Here is a 19,074-nt window from a genome sequence, read left to right on the forward strand (position 1 = left end):
CCCGAAGGTCGTCGGTTCAAATCCGGCCCCCGCAACCAATTTCAAAATATTAAAAGTAAACTGCGCTCGTTCGCAGATTTTTTTTCTTTTAATACTGCAATTATTTGGCAATCTGCCAATGCTCTTTCTATAATGCTGTGAAGCATAAGCCCCCGAATAAAAATTCTCCTATCTACATAGGCAGAATATCCCCTGATAAACGCAAATTATTAACTTGCCTCTTTATCCCTTTGATACTGCATGTTCAGGCATTCTTTGTACTGTTCATTAACAGACTTATCCACAAATTTTGCATGTGGATAACTCAGTGAATAATTTGTTTTTTACAAGAAAAAATGCTTGAGTTAGTAGGATCTTTTTCGGTATTAGAGATTGATTGAATCGCAGGTCTGGTCTGTAACTGATTGATATTAATGGCTATATGGTATTGTTCATGCCGTTACTGATAGTCAAAAAACGATCATTAACTGAATTTTCATTGATCCTAATCATTTCCTGCTAATGTGACTAACTTTTCTCAAATATAAAAATAGTCGTATCTTTAAAATTTTTTCCACATTGGTGCATTTTGAGAAGCGTATCAAAGAATGTGCTTATTAATTGTGCGTAATCAGGTGATTCATTTAGCCACTACGCATCTCTCGGAAGCCCCTTCTGAACAATACGGATTAACCTTTGGTGGCTCGCGACAGAGCTTGGTACGTTCGCCCGCTGTTTTTCAATAGCCCAATTTAGGTGCACGTCTAAAATCTCTGATTGGCCTTTAGCATTTTCCAACGCTGAGATGTTTTTTTCTGAATAAGGCGCATTGCCTAGTGCGATGGCTATGTTTCTCTGCCACTGCAGATGGCCAATTCTTCGAATCGCAGAGCCTTCCATTTTTTGCAGAAAGGTTTTTTCATCCCATTCAAACAAACTCAGCAAGTCTGGAGACTCAAAAGATTCTCTGCGATAAAAGTCTTTTTGCTGTGTGAGGTCAGAAAAGCGGTTCCAAGGGCAAACAAGCTGACAGTCGTCACATCCATAGATACGATTTCCCATCGCTGTTCGAAATTCTTCAGGAATGATACCGTCGAATTCTATGGTGAGATAAGAGATGCACTTCCTTGCGTCGACAATACCATCAGCGACAATCGCTCCGGTTGGACAAGAGGTAATGCAAGCTTTGCATTTGCCACATTCGTTTTCTGAAGGGGTATCTACGGGTAGAGGGATATCTACCAAAAGTTCACCAAGGAAAAACCAAGAACCAGCGTCTTTATCGAGGATAAGTGAGTGCTTACCGGTCCAACCTAGTCCAGCTTTCTGGGCAAGAGGGCGTTCCAGTATTGGTGCTGAGTCAACAAAAGGACGAAAACTTAACTTTTCTACTTCCTTTTCTATTTTTTCACCCAATTTTTTCAATTGGTTGCGAACTAATTTGTGATAGTCACGTCCAAGAGCATATCGGCTTATATAGGCTTGAGTCGGATCGGCCAAATTCGAAGCGAATTGTGCTTGAGGAGGCAGATAGTTCATCCGTGCACTGATGACTCTGATTGTTCCGGGAAGAAGTTCTGCTGGACGCGCACGCATCATCCCGTGCCTTGCCATCCAATCCATCTCGCCATGATATCCGGCATCTAGCCACTTTTGCAGAGCCGCTTCATGCTCATGGAGATCAATATCGCTGATACCTACTTTCTCGAAGCCGAGTTCAGTAGCCCATAATTTTATTTGATCAGCGAGTGCTTGATAGTTCATGGCGAAGTATTTACTAGGGTCGTTAGCCTAAAAGGGAGCGGATCTTAACGGATCTCACCAAGTGGATCTAGTTCAAACTCGAACCACTCAAGGTAAAAAGATAGGATCTTTACGTTATTTGGCTAGTTTATACAGACATTTTTCTGTTTGCTTACACAAGAGATCTTGTCTCTCAATTCGATACCAGTTTACTATTCGGTTTCTATTGGTTTTTATATAGTCATTGGGATCGAGTGATCCTGAGATGAATTTGAGAAAGTATTGAATGAGCACTAAGACGTTTATTTTAAAAGATGAGCAAGAGACGGTAAAACTTGGTACAGAGTTATCAAAGCTGTGCACCCAACAAACGACCCTCTATTTGCACGGAGATCTTGGTGCTGGTAAAACAACCTTTAGCCGCGGTTTTATTCGTGCTTTAGGACATCAAGGTAATGTGAAAAGCCCAACCTATACGCTAGTTGAACCTTATCAATTAGCTGATTGGCAGGTTTATCACTTTGACCTTTATCGTTTAGCTGATCCCGAAGAATTAGAGTTCATGGGGATTCGCGACTATTTTACTGCCGACGCGATTTGTTTGGTGGAATGGCCAGAGAAAGGTCAAGGGCTATTGCCGACATCGGATATAGATATTGAAATTCGTTACGATGGTGAACAACGCCAAGCGTTGCTGACAGCCAATAACGATTATGGACGTACGTTACTGAGTCAGTTGGAGTTATGTTGATAGGATCGCAGCTGCGCCTTTTTGTTGTTTTTTTCACTTTAGCGATAGCATTCATCACTTCTAATGCGAGTGCTAATGTTCTAGAGGGGGTTCGTGTTTGGCCTTCTCCAGACGAAACTCGAGTGGTGATTGATGTTCAGTCGGAAGTGAGTTTTACCTATTTCACTCTGACTAGCCCTGAGAGGCTAGTCATTGATCTTAAAAATACCTCATCAAAGTCGAAGTTGCCGATGAAGGTAACCGACAGTGATGTACTGACGAAGATTCGTGCCAGTTCTCCCCCAAATAAGGGAACGTATCGTCTGGTATTTGAGTTAAAGAAAAAATCTCCAGCAAAATTATTCACATTAGCGCCAACTCCCGGTGGGCAATATGGGCACCGTCTGGTTGTCGATTTGCCCCATGAAGACGTTACAGCGCAATCCGGCTCGAGTTCTGGCTCACCGACTAAGGTAAGCCGAGATGCCTCTCAATTTTATGGTAATGCAAATATCGTCGTTGCGATTGATGCTGGACATGGTGGTGAAGATCCCGGTTCTATAGGCCCGACTCGCAAATACGAAAAGAACGCAACGCTGAGTATTTCAAAGAAATTGGTTGATCAGTTGGATGCGGTTCCGGGTATTAAAGGTGTTCTCACCCGCCGTGGTGATTACTTTGTTAATCTCAACAAACGCTCAGAGATTGCCCGTAAAAATAAAGCGCACTTATTAGTTTCTATTCACGCTGACGCATTTAGTTCGCCGAAACCAAGGGGAGCCTCTGTATTCGTGCTTAATACACGTCGAGCGAATACAGAAATCGCTCGTTGGGTGGAAAATCATGAGCAACAATCCGAGTTACTCGGTGGCGCAGGGCAAGTATTAGCTAAGACCAATAGTGACCGAAATGTGAGTCAAACCTTATTGGATTTGCAGTTTAGCCATTCACAAAAAGAAGGCTACAAGGTTGCTACGAACATCCTGAGTGAAATGGGTAAAGTTGCTCACTTACACAAGTCTAACCCAGTCAATGCAAGTCTTGCTGTTCTTAAATCGCCAGATATTCCTTCCGTTCTAGTGGAAACTGGGTTTATCTCTAACCCTACGGAAGAGCAGTTACTTTTCCAACGTAGCCACCAAGACAAACTGGCTCGTGCTCTTGCAAAGGCGATAACCCAATATTTTGAAGAGAACCCGCCAGAAGGGACACTTTTCGCAAATCGCAATAAGACTCAGAAATACAAAGTGCAGCGGGGAGATTCTCTCTCTGCCATTGCCCACAAATACGGCACGAGTATCAAAGCAATTAAGCAAACGAATAAGTTAACCAGCAACAGTTTAGCGGTTGGCCAAGTGATCATTATTCCGGGTGGCGCTCCAGCACCGATTCCGGTTCCCGTTGTGAGTAATCCGGTAGAAACAGAAACGATTACGCATACGGTCGCTAAAGGTGATTATCTTGGTAAGATTGCCAGCACTTATAAAGTTTCTGTTGCAGAGATTAAGCGTGAAAACAGTTTAAAATCTGACACACTCAAATTAGGACAGAAATTGAGAATCACCGTCAGCCTGAAAGATAAGCCTCTACGCAAACATACTGTGAAGAGAGGCGAATACTTAGGCAAGATATCTAGCCAATATGGCGTCGATGTTAACAGTGTCAGAAAAGCAAACAATTTGCGCTCCGATCAACTTGCCGTCGGGCAAGTGCTCATTATTCCAAACAAGTAATCAAGATTATGACCATCCAAATATTACCTGCTCGTTTAGCAAACCAAATCGCTGCGGGTGAGGTAGTAGAAAGACCTGCATCAGTGGTTAAAGAGCTGGTCGAAAACAGTTTAGACTCTGGCGCTACAAGAATCGATATCGATATCGAGAAGGGTGGCGCTAAGCTAATTCGTATCCGTGACAACGGTTGTGGAATAGCAAAAGAGGAACTCGGTTTGGCGCTCAGCCGCCATGCGACGTCAAAAATCCATACTTTGGATGATCTTGAAGCCATTATTAGTCTTGGGTTTCGAGGCGAAGCACTTGCCAGTATCAGCTCTGTTTCTCGTTTAACGCTGACCTCGCGTCCTGCAACTCAAGAAGAGGCATGGTCTGCTTATAGCGAAGGACGCGAGATGGAAGTTAAGCTTCAACCCGCAGCCCATCCAATTGGTTCTACAGTCGAAGTTCTGGATCTATTTTTCAATACTCCGGCTCGTCGCAAATTTCTACGTACCGAGAAAACAGAATTTACTCATATTGATGAACTTCTTAAACGGATTGCGTTAAGTCGTTTTGATGTGACATTTAACCTGCGACATAACGGCAAAATGGTGCGGCAGTACCGCGCTGCCAAAACAGAGGTTCAGGCTGAAAAGCGCATCGCCGCAGTGTGTGGTAGCGCCTTTGTTCGTTCAATGCTGAAGATAGAGCTTGAGCATCAGGGCTTGCATTTGCATGGTTGGATTACAACGCCCGAAGGCGCCCGTCAGCAAAGCGATATTCAGTATTGCTACGTCAACGGACGCATGATGCGCGATAAGTTGATCAATCATGCCATTCGTCAAAGCTATGAAAGTAGTCTGCGTGCGGATCAATTTGCTACTTATGTGCTTTATATCGAGATCGATCCTCATCAGGTCGATGTCAATGTCCATCCAGCCAAACACGAGGTTCGATTCCATCAAGCTCGTTTAGTGCATGATTTTATTTATCAAGCGTTAAGTAGTGCATTGGTTGAGAGTCAGCATATTCAGGCGCCAAGCATCAATGAAGGTGCGTTCCACTCACCTGACGAGTTGAATCATCCGCAAGATAATCAAAGGCCTGCCAACTCGCAGCAAGAGGCATCGGAAAGAGCTAGGCAAGTTGTTGAAAATTCACCCGCCTATCCAAGAAAGGCAAGTTCAGAGCGAAATTATTCACCACAAAACGATTCTTCCTATGAGGTGCGAGAAAATGCGCAACGTAGTGAATGGATGGTATCCGATAGAGCGAAGAGCAAATCGTCACAGGAAAGAGTGATTTCTAAATCGCCGAGCAAAGCTGAGGTCTATGCCTACCAGGAATTAATGAAAACACCTGAGCATACTCAAAAGCCAGCAACTGCATCGGTAAACAACGTGGATAACCGCGAACTTGAAAAATCAGGTTCTTCACAAGCATCTCTAGAACCCGTGCACATTGAGCAACTGGGTAAAGCGATATCCATTGTTCAAGATCGCTATTTGCTGATGAATTCTCCTCATGGTTGTGTTTTGCTCTCACTGCTCAAAGCTGAATGGTTTAAAGTGCTGGGACAACTGAATGTTGAGCAAGGGGCGTTAAAAAGTCAGCCACTCTTGGTGCCGTTATCATTAAAAATATCGTCACAAGAAGTTTCAGCCTTAGAGCATTATCAATCTATGTTTGCTAGGTTTGGCATTGAGTTTCAACGTCGCTCTGCACAAAGCATTATGTTGATGGGCGTGCCTCAACCATTACGTCAGCAAAACTTACAAAATTTAGTGCAAGATCTGTTATCTTACGCGGCTTCAACCTTATCTCAGGCTGAAAGTGATCTTGATACTCAAGTGCTCGCTCAGTGGTTAAGTGATCATGTGGCTGTGAAGAAATCCAACTACACTTTGTCTGAAGCAATTCAGTTGATTGCTGAATTAGAGCAGATATGGCAAGGCAAACTGCCTTTGCATGATGCACATTTTGTTAAGCCTGTAGATTTTACAGCGACTATCCAAGCATTAAACATTTAAGCAAAACTCATGACCAAACAATTACCTTTAGCTCTGTTTCTTATGGGGCCAACCGCATCGGGCAAGACAGAGCTGGCGATACGCCTGCGCCAAAAGTACCCGATTGAAATTATCAGTGTCGATTCGGCTTTGATTTATAAAGGTATGGATATTGGTACTGCAAAGCCAGATGCTCGTGAGCAAGAACTTGCTCCGCACCGCCTAATCGATATTTTGGATCCGAGCGAATCCTATTCTGCTGCGGATTTTAGACGTGATGCGTTAAAGGAAATGAACGACATCGTTGCAGAGGGAAAGATCCCACTGCTCGTGGGCGGTACAATGCTATATTACAAAGCGCTGTTGGAAGGGTTATCGCCACTTCCGGCCGCGGATCCTGCTATTCGTCAACAGATTGAAAAAGAAGCGATTGAACTGGGTTGGGATGCTCTGCATGACCAGTTAAAAGCGATTGATCCTGTGTCTGCTGAGAGAATCCACCCAAATGATCCACAAAGATTGTCGCGGGCATTGGAAGTTTATCGAATTTCAGGTAAAACTCTAACTGAGCTGACTAAAACGAAAGGAGAACCACTTCCATTTCGGGTTAAGCAGTTTGCAATAGCACCCAAGGAAAGGGCAGAGCTCCATCGTCGAATTGAGCTAAGATTCGAAAAAATGGTTGAAAATGGATTTGAAGATGAAATGAAAGCACTCTATGCTCGAAAAGATCTTCATCCAGATCTGCCGTCGATTCGATGTGTTGGCTACAGACAGATGTGGGACTATTTAGATGGGAGCTGTACTTTAGATGAAGCGATCTTTCGTGGAGTTTGTGCAACCCGTCAATTGGCCAAGCGCCAGATCACTTGGTTGCGCAGCTGGGATGATCTAACTTGGTTAGATAGTGAAAACATTGATCTTGCATTCGAAACTGTTTCAAATGCCATAGCGTTAGATTGATTTCGCTGTGTATAATGTGATCGCTTTTGCGTAATTTACCCTGTCAGGGATCGTTACTTGTTTTTGGTGTTTTTATCACCATATCTAGTAGCAACGGGGTTTTATTCATTTAGCTCATAGGCATGGTCTGCACAGACTTTTAGTGCACCGCTAGCTAAATAACTACAACAAAATACAAATAAGGAAAATAAAATGGCTAAGGGGCAATCTCTACAAGACCCATTCTTAAATGCACTACGTCGCGAGCGTATTCCAGTTTCTATCTATCTGGTTAACGGCATTAAGCTACAAGGCCAAATTGAGTCTTTTGATCAATTTGTGATCCTACTGAAAAACACTGTTAACCAAATGGTTTACAAGCACGCTATTTCTACTGTGGTACCTGCTCGTCCAGTAAGTCACCACACTGCAGAGCGTTCTCCTTCAGATCGTCCTTCAGAGAAGTCAGAAGATTAATAATAGTAATATAAAGCTATATTTATTAAGGAGTTGATAGCTTGTTTGACCGTTATGAAGCCGGTGAGCGAGCCGTACTTGTTCATATCAACTTCACGCAACAGGGTGAATGGGAAGATCTCAGCGAGTGTCAAATGCTGGTATCTTCTGCAGGAGTAGAGACACTTCAAGTTATAACCGGAAGTCGTCAATCTCCTCACCCTAAATATTATGTTGGTGAAGGTAAAGCCCAAGAGATCGCACAAGCGGTTCAAGCGACAGAAGCAGATGTCGTGATCTTTAACCATTCTCTTTCTCCTGCCCAAGAGCGTAACCTCGAACATCTTTGTCAGTGCCGTGTCGTAGACAGGACGGGGTTGATCCTCGATATCTTTGCTCAACGCGCTCGTACTCACGAAGGTAAGTTGCAAGTAGAGTTAGCTCAGTTACGTCATCTCTCGACTCGTTTGATTCGTGGTTGGACTCACTTGGAGCGTCAGAAAGGTGGTATCGGTCTACGTGGACCGGGTGAAACTCAGTTGGAGACCGACAGACGTTTACTGCGTGAACGTATTAAAGCGATTTTGCGCCGTTTAGAGCGAGTAGCTAAGCAGCGTGAGCAAGGTAGGCGTGCTAGAACCCGTGCAGAGATACCTACGGTGTCATTGGTTGGTTATACCAACGCGGGTAAATCGACCCTATTTAACCGAATTACTGAAGCTGGGGTATACGCGGCAGACCAATTGTTTGCAACGCTGGACCCTACGCTGAGAAAAATTGAACTCAAGGATGTTGGCCCTGCAATCTTGGCTGATACCGTAGGGTTTATTCGTCATCTACCGCATGATTTAGTGGCGGCATTTAAGGCAACGTTACAAGAAACGCAAGAAGCTGACATTTTGTTACATGTTGTTGATGCCAGCGATGACCGTTTTCGTGAGAATATTCAAGCTGTAAATGATGTGTTACAGGAGATTGACGCGCACGAAGTGCCAACCCTGTTAGTCATGAACAAGATTGACAATCTAGACGTTCAAGAGCCTCGCATTGAAAGAGATGATGAAGGTGTGCCGAGAACCGTATGGATTTCGGCAATGGATGGTTTAGGCATTGATCTGCTATTCCAAGCTCTGACTGAGCGTCTGGCTAGCCAAATAGTTGAATACAGATTGCGTGTTCCGCCACAACATCAAGGCAGAATTCGCAGTACTTTCTTCCAAATGAAGTGCATTCAAGACGAAGAGTATGATTCTGATGGCAATTTGCTGATATCAATTCGTATGCAGCAAGTAGATTGGTCTAGACTAGAAAAAAGAGAAGAGGCAGTTTTACGTGACTTTATAGTTACTTAAAGGACTGCTAAAGTATAACGTCATATCAAATGATGGAGCTTTCTAATGGCGTGGAATGAGCCCGGAAATAACAACGGCAACAATGGCCGCGATAATGACCCTTGGGGTAATAACAATAATCGTGGTGACAAAGGCGGCCGTGAGCAAGGTCCGCCAGATTTGGACGAAGTGTTTAACAAACTAAGTCAAAAACTGGGCGGAAAATTTGGTAACAAAGGTGGAAGCGGTAAAGGGCCTTCTTTCTCTGGTGGTGGTGCCATTGGTTTTGGTGTTATCGCCGTTATCGCTATTGCTATCTGGTTCTTTGCTGGTTTCTATACCATCAGCGAAGCTGAGCGCGGTGTGGTTTTACGATTAGGTAAATATGACCGTATCGTTGACCCAGGTCTGAACTGGCGTCCTCGCTTTATTGATGAAGTTACACCAGTAAACATTCAGGCAATCCGTTCAATGCGTGCATCAGGTCTAATGTTGACTAAAGATGAAAACGTTGTGACGGTAGCAATGGACGTTCAATACCGTGTTGCGGATCCGTTCAAGTATTTATACCGTGTGACCAATGCTGACGACAGCTTACGCCAAGCGACAGATTCAGCGCTGCGTGCGGTTATTGGTGACTCACTGATGGATAGCATCCTGACAAGTGGCCGCCAACAAATTCGTCAAAGCACTCAAGAGACGCTAAATCAAGTCATTGATAGCTACGATATGGGCTTAATGATTGTTGACGTAAACTTCCAATCTGCGCGTCCGCCAGAGCAAGTTAAAGATGCCTTTGACGATGCGATTGCGGCTCGTGAGGATGAAGAGCGTTTCATTCGTGAAGCTGAAGCTTACAAAAACGAAATTCTTCCTAAAGCGACTGGTCGTGCAGAACGTCTGAAAAAAGAAGCCTTGGGTTACAGTGAACGCGTGGTTAACGAATCATTGGGTCAAGTTGCTCAGTTTGAGAAATTATTACCTGAGTATAAAGCTGCTCCAGAGGTGACGCGTAACCGTATGTATCTTGATACGATGGAAGAAGTGTACAGTAATACTTCTAAAGTTCTGATTGACTCAAAATCCAGCGGTAATCTGCTTTACTTGCCAATGGATAAGTTAGTTGGTCAGCAAACAACGCCAACTAAACGTGCAGATATGTCTTCAGCGACTTACGACCACATTGAGCTAGAGTCTCAACGTCCAGCGACGAAAAGCGAGACAGATACTCAAAATCGTTCAACTACTTCACGTCAAGGGAGATACTAATTATGCGTAAGTTAATGATCCCTGTTGTGGTTGTTGTTCTTGCTTTGTTGTTGATGTCTATGTTCGTTATCCCTGAAGGGGAGAAAGGCTTTGTTATTCGTTTTGGTCGAGTAATGAAAGACAATAACGATGCAGCGAAAATCTACGAACCTGGCCTACATTTTAAAATGCCTTTGTTTGACCGTGTGAAATCTTTAGATGCACGTATTCAAACGATGGATGGCCGTTCTGACCGTTTCGTAACGTCAGAGAAAAAAGACGTAATTATCGATACTTATGTTAAGTGGCGTATCAAAGACTTCGGTCAATACTACTTAGCAACAGGCGGCGGCAATGCCCTGACTGCTGAAGCGCTACTTGAGCGTAAAGTTACTGACGTACTGCGTTCAGAAATCGGTTCTCGTGAAATCAAACAGATTGTTTCAGGTCCTCGCAACAAAGATGTATTGCCAGACAGTGCAGATTCGGAAGTGGTGACAACTGAAGCCGCGAAACAAGCGTTAGAAATCGATGGTCAGCGCGATCAGATCATGGAAAACGTGCTTAACGATACTCGTAAGAGTGCGATGAAAGACTTAGGTGTTGAAGTGGTTGATTTCCGTATGAAGAAAATCAACTTACCTGACGAAATCAGTGAGTCTATCTATCGTCGTATGCGCGCAGAACGTGAATCAGTTGCTCGTAAACACCGTTCTCAAGGTCGTGAGAAAGCGGAAGTTATCCGTGCTCAAGCTGAACTTGAAGTGGCGACTATCCTAGCGGAAGCAGATAAAACAGCGCGTGTAACTCGCGGTGAAGCTGACGCAAAAGCAGCGAAAATTTACTCTGAAGCGTATAACAAAGATCCTGAGTTCTTCAGTTTCGTACGTTCACTAAAAGCTTATGAGAAATCATTCAGCAATAAAGGCGATATTCTAGTGTTGGATCCGAAGAGTGACTTCTTCCAGTACATGAATGATGCAAAAGGCGCTGTAGCGAAATAACGCATTTAAGTTTGACTAAAAAGGCTCCTTTGGGAGCCTTTCTTTATGGGGACAAGTAATGTCGAATTCACTCTGGATGGCACTAGGTCTTGTGCTGGTGGTAGAAGGGTTAGGTCCTTTAATTGCACCAAATGGTTGGCGACAAATGGTCTCCCAGCTCAGTGAGCAACCGGATAATCAACTTCGTCGCATTGGCGGTTGCTTAGTGGTCGCAGGGGCAGTAATCGCGTACTACTTTGCCTAAACCTACATTCATATGTATCCGTTAGTAATGTGGAGGTGGTGGCTCTTTATTTGGATCCGCCATGTTTGACGTCTCCATATTTTTCATTTTCCCAACAACATATTTCATTTGATCTTTCATTTTGTTGATCAATAACTGTTGCTGAGCGAGAGCTTCGTTTAGCTCATCAATGGTCTGTTCTTGAAACGCAACTTTGCATTCCAAATCATCAATACGTTGCTGTAACTGTACTGTGTGTTGTTCTGTCATCGTAATACCCATATTGTTATGGTTCACAGGCCTAATTACTCATCTGCCAAGCTTGTGCGATGCCAGCAGAGGTACCTGATACGATTCGCTGCTTTGAATCGAAAGCGGCATCATACACTACTGCTCGCGGAGGGCGCGCATCTTTTCTCGGCTGCGCTTCAAAGCTATCAAGTTTATCGCCAGTTTTGCTGTTCCAAACCTCTATTCGGCTTGATGGGGTGCCTGTTACTAACAAAGTGCCATCATCAGAGAAGCGGGCACTGGAAAATATCAACTGACGAGAGAAGCTGTGTAACTGTGCTTGTTTGGTACCACTTGGTAGCTGCCAGATGAAAGATTCATCGCCACCATCAGATGTAAAGGCCAATTTCCCGTCACGCTGAAGTGCGACACGATTCACTCTTTGCTGGTGCTCAAAGGCGTGGATAATCTGTCCTGTTTTCGTGTCCCAAAAGTAAGCTTTATAATCATTTCCGCCAGTAAGGGCGTAACGACCGTTCGGCGAAAGAGCAACAGAATTCACTTTTTCTTGGTGCGCAAGGAACTCCATCCGTCTTCCGCTGACTAAATCGACATAAATGGCTTTGCCATTAGAAAGACCGAGTAAGACTTGTTGACCATCGCTGCTGATATCAATATCACGGATTAATCCATCGGATATGGACCATAGCCCTTTGGCTTGTGACCACGCGAGGTTCCAAACGGCAAAGTTTATTTGGCTAGCCGTAACGGCAAATTGCCCGTTATCCGATATTCGAATACGTGAGACGGTGTTTTGTTGTGGATCCTGAGCACCAAGTTCTGCGAGTTTCTCGCGGGAGTTTAAATCCCAGAGAACCAATTGATGTTCTTTGGAATAGACAAGAGCAAATCGGCCGTCACGACTTAAGCCGAAACTGGCAGAACCATTGGGTTCTAAATCCCAGCGTTCTAGCTCCTTTCCAGAGAAAAAGCAGCCGTTTAACGCAACGATGACAGTAAAACAGAGTGTGAGATGGTAAATTATCCGCATTAGGTCTAATTATCCGTAGAGACAATCTCAAAACATACCGCTATATTGGTACAACTTTTTGTTATGCACCAGTTAGATAACTAGTTTTGTGCATGATAACTGACGCTTTACCAATAAAATAAGCTTTGCCAACAAATTGGAGAATTTAATGAAATCACTATTTAAAGTGTCACTGCTAGCTGCAACAGTAGTTCTTGCAGTCGGCTGCCAGAAAGATGAAGCACCGAAAGCGGAAGCGACCCCGGCAGCTCAAGAGCAAGCAGTCACTTTTAAAACGGACGATGATAAAGCGGCATACGCGATTGGTGTTTCTTTCGCAAACTACCTAAACACAAGCTTAGACAAGCCTCGTGAAATTGGTATCGAATTAAACAAAGATCTTGTTCTTCAGGGTATTGAACACGTTTTTGCTGGCAAAGCAGAACTTACTGAAGAAGATACGCGTGCAGCTCTAGAAGCGTTGGACAAACGTGTGGCTGAGACCATGCAAGCGAAAGCAGCTGAGAAAGCAGCAGCAAACAAAGAAGCGGGTGATAAGTTCCGCTCTGAGTTTGAAGCTCAAGAAGGTGTGAAGAAAACTGAATCTGGTCTGCTTTACCAAGTGATCACTCCAGCAGAAGGTGAACAACCAAAAGAAACCGATACTGTTCAAGTTCACTACAAAGGTACTTTGATTGACGGTACTCAGTTCGACAGTTCATACGATCGTGGTGAGCCAGCAACATTCCCTCTAAACCGAGTTATTCCGGGTTGGACGGAAGGTGTTCAGTTGATGCCTGTTGGTTCTAAATTCAAGTTCGTTATTCCGCCTGAACTGGCATACGGTGAACAAGACACACCAACAATTCCAGCAAATTCAACATTGGTATTTGAAGTTGAGTTACTGAAAATTGATAACGGTGACGCTGCGGCTCAATAAGTTATCTCTAATTGTTGATAAAGGCCTGACTTGTTCAGGTCTTTTTTCTTTCAGTGAGTTTGAGCACATATTTTGTTTCAAATCACTTGTTAGTGATATAGCTGAGCATTCAAATAAAATTTTCTGATAGACTTACAACAATTTGTTGATTTTGCGTTTTAAGGTCAAAGTACAGTGACAACAACAGAAACATTTAACAATGCAGACATGCTGCTCGAAATGGAATCCGTGCACGTGAAGCCATTCACTGAGCATGACAAAGTAATTTTGCGCTCTTATGAGGCAGTTGTAGATGGTATTGCCAGTTTGATTGGTCCTTTTTGTGAGATTGTTTTGCACTCATTAGAAGATCTAAATACCTCTGCAATTAAAATTGCTAATGGTGAAAATACAGGTAGGCAAGTAGGCTCACCGATCACCGACCTTGCGCTAAAGATGCTGAGAGATATTGAAGGCTCAGAACGCAATTTTTCTCGTTCTTACTTTACGCGCGCTAAGGGCGGCGTTTTGATGAAATCCATTACAGTTGCAATCCGTAATGGTGAGAATCGTGTTATTGGTCTGCTGTGTATTAACGTCAACCTTGACGCACCGTTCTCTCAAGTTCTGCAATCGTTTATGCCGACTCAAGAAGCGCAAGATGCAGCATCTTCTGTTAACTTCGCGAGTGATGTCGAAGAGTTGGTGGATCAAACGGTTGAACGCACGATTGAAGAAATCAACACGGACAAAACCGTATCGAATAACACTAAGAACCGTCAAATCGTTATGGCGCTGTTCGACAAAGGTATCTTCGATATTAAAGATGCGATTAACCGCGTAGCTGACCGTCTGAATATTTCTAAGCACACGGTTTATCTGTATATCCGTCAGCGTAAGACTGAGGATGATGAAGCGTGAGTTTGAGCCACGCTTCGTTGACCTATACCTTAGTGGTCAATGGGTCTGTGTACGGAACTCAGTCTGCGCGTAATGCCTATCTGTTTGCACAAGCTTTGATAGAAAAAGGGCACCAGCTAAAAAGTGTCTTTTTTTATCAGGACGGTGTATTCAATGCGTCATCGCTGACTGTTCCAGCAAACGATGAGTTTGATCTGGTGAAAGCTTGGCAATCGCTGGCGACGAAACATCAGGTTCGTTTGGAAACGTGTGTGGCGGCAGCGTTGCGCCGTGGTGTGATTGGACAAGATGAAGCAAGCCAGCATCAATTACCTTCAGATAACCTTGCTGAGCACTTTGAGCAGTCTGGGCTGGGCAGTTTAGCTGAGGCTTTGCTAAGTCAGGATAGAGTGATTCAGTTTTGAAAAAAGTCGCATTTATTTTTCATACTCCTCCTCATGCTACTTCGTCAGCGCGTGAAGGTTTGGACGCAATTTTAGCCGCTTCTGCTTATTCTGAAGATTTGGCCATTTTTTTCGTCGGAGAAGGGGTACTGCAACTCCTTAATGCTCAGGAACCGTCTCAAGTATTGAGCCGCGATTACATCAGTGCTTTTAAGTTGCTTGATTTGTATGATATTGAGCAACGTTATATTTGCTCTCAAAGTCTGAAAGACTGGGGGCTTGAATCGAGCGATTTGATTATTGAGGGTGAAATTTTATCTCCACAACAAATTGCAGCTCAGTGGAATGATTTCGACCAGCTTTTAACCTTCTAAGGAGCTCACGTGCTACATATCGTAAAATCTTTGGAAAAACTGAAGCTTGTGTCTCGTTATCTGCAGCAAGACGATGCAATTTTGTTGGTGGAAAATGCCGTGTACGCAAGCCGCGAACATTCGGAGTATTTCAAGCAATTAGTACCGGCGACTAGGGTATTTGCTTTGGAAGAGGATCTTCTGGCTCGCGGGTGGTTGGAAAAGGCCGCAAAAAACATTCAAGTTATCAATAAATTCGAGTTTGTTGAACTGACAGTAAGTCATGCAAAATCAATGTCTTGGTAGCTATTCATTTCTTTATTAAATGACAGTCGTATTTATGCTCAGTGATGGGCTAAAAAAAGATCTGTATATTTCTTGACACACATCCCACTGCTGCATAGAATTTTGCGTCCCTATTTACGCATTGTGAGTAGGGATAGATTTTTCACAAAGCTAATTTCAGCAAATCAGGAGCTAGTTAATGGCAACTATTAACCAGTTGGTACGTAAACCTCGTGCAAAGCAAGTTGTTAAAAGCAACGTGCCAGCACTAGAAGCGTGCCCACAAAAACGTGGTGTATGTACTCGTGTTTACACTACTACACCTAAAAAACCTAACTCAGCACTTCGTAAAGTTTGTCGTGTTCGTCTAACAAACGGCTTCGAAGTGACTTCGTACATCGGCGGTGAAGGTCACAACCTTCAAGAGCACTCAGTTGTTCTAATCCGTGGTGGTCGTGTTAAAGACCTTCCAGGTGTGCGTTACCACACTGTCCGCGGTGCACTTGACTGTGCTGGCGTGAACGACCGTAAACAGGCTCGTTCTAAGTACGGTGTGAAGCGTCCTAAGTCTTAATGGATCCCCGTTAAGTAAGGCCAAACACTAAATTATTTTTAATTTTTGAAGAAACTGAAAAGTTTTGGATAACCTGAAAAAGACAACGGAGAAAATCCATGCCACGTCGTCGCGTTATTGGTCAGCGTAAGATCCTTCCAGATCCAAAGTTCAAATCTGAACTGCTGGCAAAATTCGTTAACATTCTTATGGTTGACGGTAAAAAATCTACTGCAGAGAAAATTGTTTATACTGCACTAGACACTATGGCTGAGAAATCTGGTAAAGATCACTTAGCTGTATTTGAAGAAGCTCTTGAAAATGTACGCCCAGCGGTAGAAGTTAAGTCTCGCCGTGTTGGTGGTTCAACTTACCAAGTGCCAGTAGAAGTACGTCCGGTTCGCCGTAACGCACTTGCTATGCGTTGGTTAGTTGAAGCTGCGCGCAAGCGTGGTGAAAAATCTATGGCTGCTCGCCTAGCTGCTGAAATGCTAGACGCGTCAGAAAACAAAGGTACAGCTGTTAAGAAACGTGAAGACGTTCACCGTATGGCTGAAGCGAACAAAGCGTTTGCTCATTACCGTTGGTAATACCTTTTCAGTGCTGCAAGGTTCCTTGCAGCACTTCTTTAGTTCCTATGCTTATGCTAGGAACTATTGCTATATCTAGAGGACAGTATTTTTCTCCAAGATGTTTTTTGGCTGAGAATCGTTTTTAGCTATAGCAATAGTCCCTATCTCTAATAAGAGGATTCAATCGTGGCTCGCAAAACTCCTATTGAGCGCTACCGTAACATCGGTATCTGTGCTCACGTAGATGCAGGTAAAACAACTACTACTGAGCGTATACTGTTCTACACTGGCCTTTCTCACAAAATCGGTGAAGTTCACGATGGCGCCGCAACCATGGACTGGATGGAGCAGGAGCAGGAGCGTGGTATTACTATCACTTCAGCTGCGACTACGACTTTCTGGCGTGGTATGGAAGCACAATTCCAAGATCATCGCATCAACATCATTGATACCCCTGGACACGTTGACTTTACTATCGAAGTAGAACGTTCTCTTCGTGTACTTGATGGTGCAGTGGTTGTGTTCTGTGGGTCATCAGGTGTTGAACCTCAGTCTGAAACTGTATGGCGTCAAGCAGACAAATATCATGTTCCACGTATGGTATTCGTTAACAAGATGGACCGTGCAGGTGCAGATTTCTTACGCGTCGTAGACCAAATTAAAAACCGTCTTGGTGCGAACCCTGTTCCTATCCAATTGAACATTGGTTCGGAAGATGAGTTCAAAGGTGTTATCGACCTTATTAAGATGAAAGCTATCAACTGGAATGAAGCCGATCAAGGCACGACGTTTACATACGAAGACATTCCGGCTGATATGATCGAACTTGCTGAAGAGTGGCGTAATCACCTGGTGGAAAGCGCAGCGGAAGCAAGTGAAGAGCTGATGGAAAAATACCTTGATGATGGTGAGCTTACTGAAGCTGAAATCAAACAAGCGTTACGTCAACGTACACTGAACAACGAAATCGTACTGGCTACTTGTGGTAGTGCGTTCAAAAACAAAGGTGTGCAAGCAGTTCTGGATGCAGTTGTTGAATATCTGCCTTCACCTGTTGACGTTCCTGCTATCAAAGGTGTTGATGACGATGAAAATGAAGTTGAACGTCATGCTGACGACAACGAACCGTTTTCAGCATTAGCATTCAAGATTGCGACTGACCCATTTGTAGGATCTCTAACCTTTATGCGTGTTTACTCTGGTGTTGTGAATTCAGGTGATGCTGTTTACAACTCAGTAAAACAAAAGCGTGAGCGTTTCGGTCGTATCGTACAAATGCACGCGAACAAGCGTGAAGAAGTTAAAGAAGTTCGCGCCGGCGATATCGCTGCTGCGATCGGTCTGAAAGATGTGACTACCGGTGATACTCTATGTGACCAGAACCACAAAGTGATTCTTGAGCGTATGGAGTTCCCTGAGCCAGTAATTCAGATCGCAGTAGAGCCTCGCTCTCAAGCCGACCAAGAGAAAATGGGTATTGCTCTAGGTAAACTAGCAGCAGAAGACCCGTCATTCCGTGTCGAAACTGATGTGGAAACCGGTCAGACTCTTATCTCTGGTATGGGCGAACTTCACCTGGACATCATCGTTGATCGCATGAAACGCGAATTCAGCGTTGACTGCAACGTGGGTAAACCTCAGGTTGCTTACCGTGAAACCATTCGTGGTAAATCGGAAGTTGAAGGCAAATTTGTTCGTCAGTCTGGCGGTCGTGGCCAATATGGTCATGTATGGCTGAAGATTGAACCTGCAGAAGTGGGTGAAGGCTTTGTCTTCGTTGATGAGATCGTTGGTGGCGCAATTCCGAAGGAATTCATCGGACCGGTAGCGAAAGGTATCGAGGAGCAAATGAACAATGGTGTGTTAGCTGGATATCCTGTATTGGATGTTAAGGCAACACTATTCGATGGTTCATTCCACGATGTCGACTCAAATGAGATGGCGTTTAAGATCGCTGGCTCAATGGCATTCAAGAAAGGTGCGCTTGAAGCAAACCCAGTTATTCTTGAACCGCTAATGAAAGTTGAAGTAACGACTCCAGAAGATTGGATGGGTGATGTTGTTGGTGACTTAAACCGTCGTCGCGGCATGATCGAAGGTATGGATGATGGCCCTGCTGGCCTTAAAATTGTCCATGCTAAAGTACCACTCTCAGAGATGTTTGGTTATGCAACTGACCTACGTTCTGCGACCCAAGGACGTGCTTCTTACTCTATGGAGTTTGCTGAGTACTCTGAGGTACCAAAGAATATTGCGGAAGCAATTATTGCAGAGCGCGGTTAACTGTTATTGGATTAATAACGAATCTATTGCGCTGACGGACGTTGGCGCATAAAATAGCAATTTCTGGCGCGCCTTGAGTGTACGTTACTTAAGGTGAATCATAACTAGGAAGGAACACGATCGTGTCTAAAGAAAAATTTGAACGTACGAAACCGCACGTAAAC

Annotated in this window: 20 protein-coding genes; 17 read left to right on the forward strand and 3 right to left on the reverse strand. The window is 44.0% G+C overall.

The features are described from left to right. Nucleotides 1-630: 630 nt before the first annotated feature. Nucleotides 631-1,743: a tRNA epoxyqueuosine(34) reductase QueG gene (queG, locus tag HUO09_RS21255; protein ID WP_188235232.1), complete on the reverse strand. Its 1,113-nt coding sequence runs from the start codon at nt 1,741-1,743 to the stop codon at nt 631-633. Between the two features lie 265 nt (nt 1,744-2,008). Between queG and tsaE the strand changes: the two genes are divergently transcribed. The 9 genes from tsaE (at nt 2,009) to HUO09_RS21300 (ending at nt 11,401) form a co-directional block, all read left to right on the forward strand. After that, on the forward strand, nt 2,009-2,473 hold the full coding sequence (gene tsaE, locus HUO09_RS21260; protein ID WP_167413141.1) for a tRNA (adenosine(37)-N6)-threonylcarbamoyltransferase complex ATPase subunit type 1 TsaE: 465 nt from the start codon (nt 2,009-2,011) through the stop codon (nt 2,471-2,473). After that, nucleotides 2,467-4,185, forward strand: a complete 1,719-nt coding sequence (locus HUO09_RS21265; RefSeq protein ID WP_188235233.1) for an N-acetylmuramoyl-L-alanine amidase — start codon at nt 2,467-2,469, stop codon at nt 4,183-4,185. Before tsaE ends, HUO09_RS21265 begins: the two co-directional genes overlap by 7 nt. A gap of 8 nt (nt 4,186-4,193) precedes the next feature. Continuing rightward, a complete protein-coding gene (gene mutL, locus HUO09_RS21270; protein WP_188235234.1) occupies nt 4,194-6,197 on the forward strand; it encodes a DNA mismatch repair endonuclease MutL in 2,004 nt (667 codons plus the stop codon). A 9-nt stretch (nt 6,198-6,206) separates the two neighbouring features. Beyond that, nucleotides 6,207-7,139, forward strand: coding sequence for a tRNA (adenosine(37)-N6)-dimethylallyltransferase MiaA (gene miaA / locus HUO09_RS21275; RefSeq protein ID WP_188235235.1), 933 nt, complete (start codon nt 6,207-6,209; stop codon nt 7,137-7,139). 192 nt (nt 7,140-7,331) lie between these two features. After that, a complete protein-coding gene (hfq, locus tag HUO09_RS21280) occupies nt 7,332-7,595 on the forward strand; it encodes an RNA chaperone Hfq (RefSeq protein ID WP_042490235.1) in 264 nt (87 codons plus the stop codon). 41 nt (nt 7,596-7,636) lie between these two features. Then, a complete protein-coding gene (hflX, locus tag HUO09_RS21285; RefSeq protein WP_188235236.1) occupies nt 7,637-8,926 on the forward strand; it encodes a ribosome rescue GTPase HflX in 1,290 nt (429 codons plus the stop codon). Between the two features lie 45 nt (nt 8,927-8,971). Further along, nucleotides 8,972-10,174, forward strand: a complete 1,203-nt coding sequence (gene hflK / locus HUO09_RS21290) for an FtsH protease activity modulator HflK (RefSeq protein WP_167413146.1) — start codon at nt 8,972-8,974, stop codon at nt 10,172-10,174. 2 nt (nt 10,175-10,176) lie between these two features. Continuing rightward, nucleotides 10,177-11,157 (forward strand): protease modulator HflC, encoded by a 981-nt coding sequence (gene hflC / locus HUO09_RS21295; RefSeq protein WP_167413147.1) that lies wholly within the window; start codon nt 10,177-10,179, stop codon nt 11,155-11,157. Between the two features lie 58 nt (nt 11,158-11,215). Further along, nucleotides 11,216-11,401, forward strand: coding sequence for a DUF2065 domain-containing protein (locus tag HUO09_RS21300; protein ID WP_188235237.1), 186 nt, complete (start codon nt 11,216-11,218; stop codon nt 11,399-11,401). A 21-nt stretch (nt 11,402-11,422) separates the two neighbouring features. Here the strand turns inward: HUO09_RS21300 and HUO09_RS21305 are convergent, their stop codons facing one another. Continuing rightward, the gene (locus tag HUO09_RS21305) at nt 11,423-11,650 is read right to left on the reverse strand and encodes a SlyX family protein (protein WP_167413149.1); all 228 of its coding nucleotides are present in this window, start codon (nt 11,648-11,650) and stop codon (nt 11,423-11,425) included. Nucleotides 11,651-11,681: 31 nt separating this feature from the next. Continuing rightward, nucleotides 11,682-12,662, reverse strand: coding sequence for a WD40 repeat domain-containing protein (locus HUO09_RS21310; RefSeq protein ID WP_188235238.1), 981 nt, complete (start codon nt 12,660-12,662; stop codon nt 11,682-11,684). Between the two features lie 148 nt (nt 12,663-12,810). Between HUO09_RS21310 and fkpA the strand changes: the two genes are divergently transcribed. The 8 genes from fkpA (at nt 12,811) to fusA (ending at nt 18,910) form a co-directional block, all read left to right on the forward strand. Continuing rightward, entirely contained in the window at nt 12,811-13,581 is a 771-nt protein-coding gene (fkpA, locus tag HUO09_RS21315; protein ID WP_167413151.1) for an FKBP-type peptidyl-prolyl cis-trans isomerase, read from the forward strand. A 174-nt stretch (nt 13,582-13,755) separates the two neighbouring features. Next, nucleotides 13,756-14,481 carry a transcriptional regulator gene (locus HUO09_RS21320; RefSeq protein ID WP_042490253.1) on the forward strand — a complete coding sequence of 242 codons (726 nt, stop codon included), beginning with the start codon at nt 13,756-13,758 and terminating at the stop codon, nt 14,479-14,481. 2 nt (nt 14,482-14,483) lie between these two features. Then, nucleotides 14,484-14,885, forward strand: a complete 402-nt coding sequence (gene tusD, locus HUO09_RS21325) for a sulfurtransferase complex subunit TusD (RefSeq protein WP_223159522.1) — start codon at nt 14,484-14,486, stop codon at nt 14,883-14,885. Then, entirely contained in the window at nt 14,882-15,238 is a 357-nt protein-coding gene (gene tusC / locus HUO09_RS21330) for a sulfurtransferase complex subunit TusC (protein ID WP_188235239.1), read from the forward strand. The genes tusD and tusC overlap by 4 nt, the downstream gene beginning before the upstream one ends. A gap of 9 nt (nt 15,239-15,247) precedes the next feature. After that, nucleotides 15,248-15,523, forward strand: a complete 276-nt coding sequence (tusB, locus tag HUO09_RS21335; RefSeq protein ID WP_188235240.1) for a sulfurtransferase complex subunit TusB — start codon at nt 15,248-15,250, stop codon at nt 15,521-15,523. A gap of 178 nt (nt 15,524-15,701) precedes the next feature. Then, entirely contained in the window at nt 15,702-16,076 is a 375-nt protein-coding gene (gene rpsL, locus HUO09_RS21340; RefSeq protein ID WP_005595139.1) for a 30S ribosomal protein S12, read from the forward strand. Between the two features lie 98 nt (nt 16,077-16,174). Then, nucleotides 16,175-16,645, forward strand: a complete 471-nt coding sequence (rpsG, locus tag HUO09_RS21345; RefSeq protein ID WP_042490263.1) for a 30S ribosomal protein S7 — start codon at nt 16,175-16,177, stop codon at nt 16,643-16,645. Nucleotides 16,646-16,813: 168 nt separating this feature from the next. Continuing rightward, the gene (gene fusA / locus HUO09_RS21350) at nt 16,814-18,910 is read left to right on the forward strand and encodes an elongation factor G (protein ID WP_167413154.1); all 2,097 of its coding nucleotides are present in this window, start codon (nt 16,814-16,816) and stop codon (nt 18,908-18,910) included. The last annotated feature ends 164 nt before the right edge of the window (nt 18,911-19,074 follow it).

This window comes from Vibrio sp. Y2-5 (assembly GCF_014596725.1).
Lineage (GTDB): Bacteria > Pseudomonadota > Gammaproteobacteria > Enterobacterales > Vibrionaceae > Vibrio.

Coding starts and splice junctions, on each gene's coding strand:
- rpsG (WP_042490263.1), top strand. CDS start 16,175: ATGCCACGTCGTCGCGTTATTGGTCAGCGTAAGATCCTTCCAGATCCA.
- fkpA (WP_167413151.1), top strand. CDS start 12,811: ATGAAATCACTATTTAAAGTGTCACTGCTAGCTGCAACAGTAGTTCTT.
- HUO09_RS21300 (WP_188235237.1), top strand. CDS start 11,216: ATGTCGAATTCACTCTGGATGGCACTAGGTCTTGTGCTGGTGGTAGAA.
- hfq (WP_042490235.1), top strand. CDS start 7,332: ATGGCTAAGGGGCAATCTCTACAAGACCCATTCTTAAATGCACTACGT.
- miaA (WP_188235235.1), top strand. CDS start 6,207: ATGACCAAACAATTACCTTTAGCTCTGTTTCTTATGGGGCCAACCGCA.
- tsaE (WP_167413141.1), top strand. CDS start 2,009: ATGAGCACTAAGACGTTTATTTTAAAAGATGAGCAAGAGACGGTAAAA.
- rpsL (WP_005595139.1), top strand. CDS start 15,702: ATGGCAACTATTAACCAGTTGGTACGTAAACCTCGTGCAAAGCAAGTT.
- HUO09_RS21310 (WP_188235238.1), bottom strand. CDS start 12,662: ATGCGGATAATTTACCATCTCACACTCTGTTTTACTGTCATCGTTGCG.
- queG (WP_188235232.1), bottom strand. CDS start 1,743: ATGAACTATCAAGCACTCGCTGATCAAATAAAATTATGGGCTACTGAA.
- mutL (WP_188235234.1), top strand. CDS start 4,194: ATGACCATCCAAATATTACCTGCTCGTTTAGCAAACCAAATCGCTGCG.
- hflC (WP_167413147.1), top strand. CDS start 10,177: ATGCGTAAGTTAATGATCCCTGTTGTGGTTGTTGTTCTTGCTTTGTTG.
- HUO09_RS21265 (WP_188235233.1), top strand. CDS start 2,467: ATGTTGATAGGATCGCAGCTGCGCCTTTTTGTTGTTTTTTTCACTTTA.
- hflK (WP_167413146.1), top strand. CDS start 8,972: ATGGCGTGGAATGAGCCCGGAAATAACAACGGCAACAATGGCCGCGAT.
- HUO09_RS21305 (WP_167413149.1), bottom strand. CDS start 11,650: ATGACAGAACAACACACAGTACAGTTACAGCAACGTATTGATGATTTG.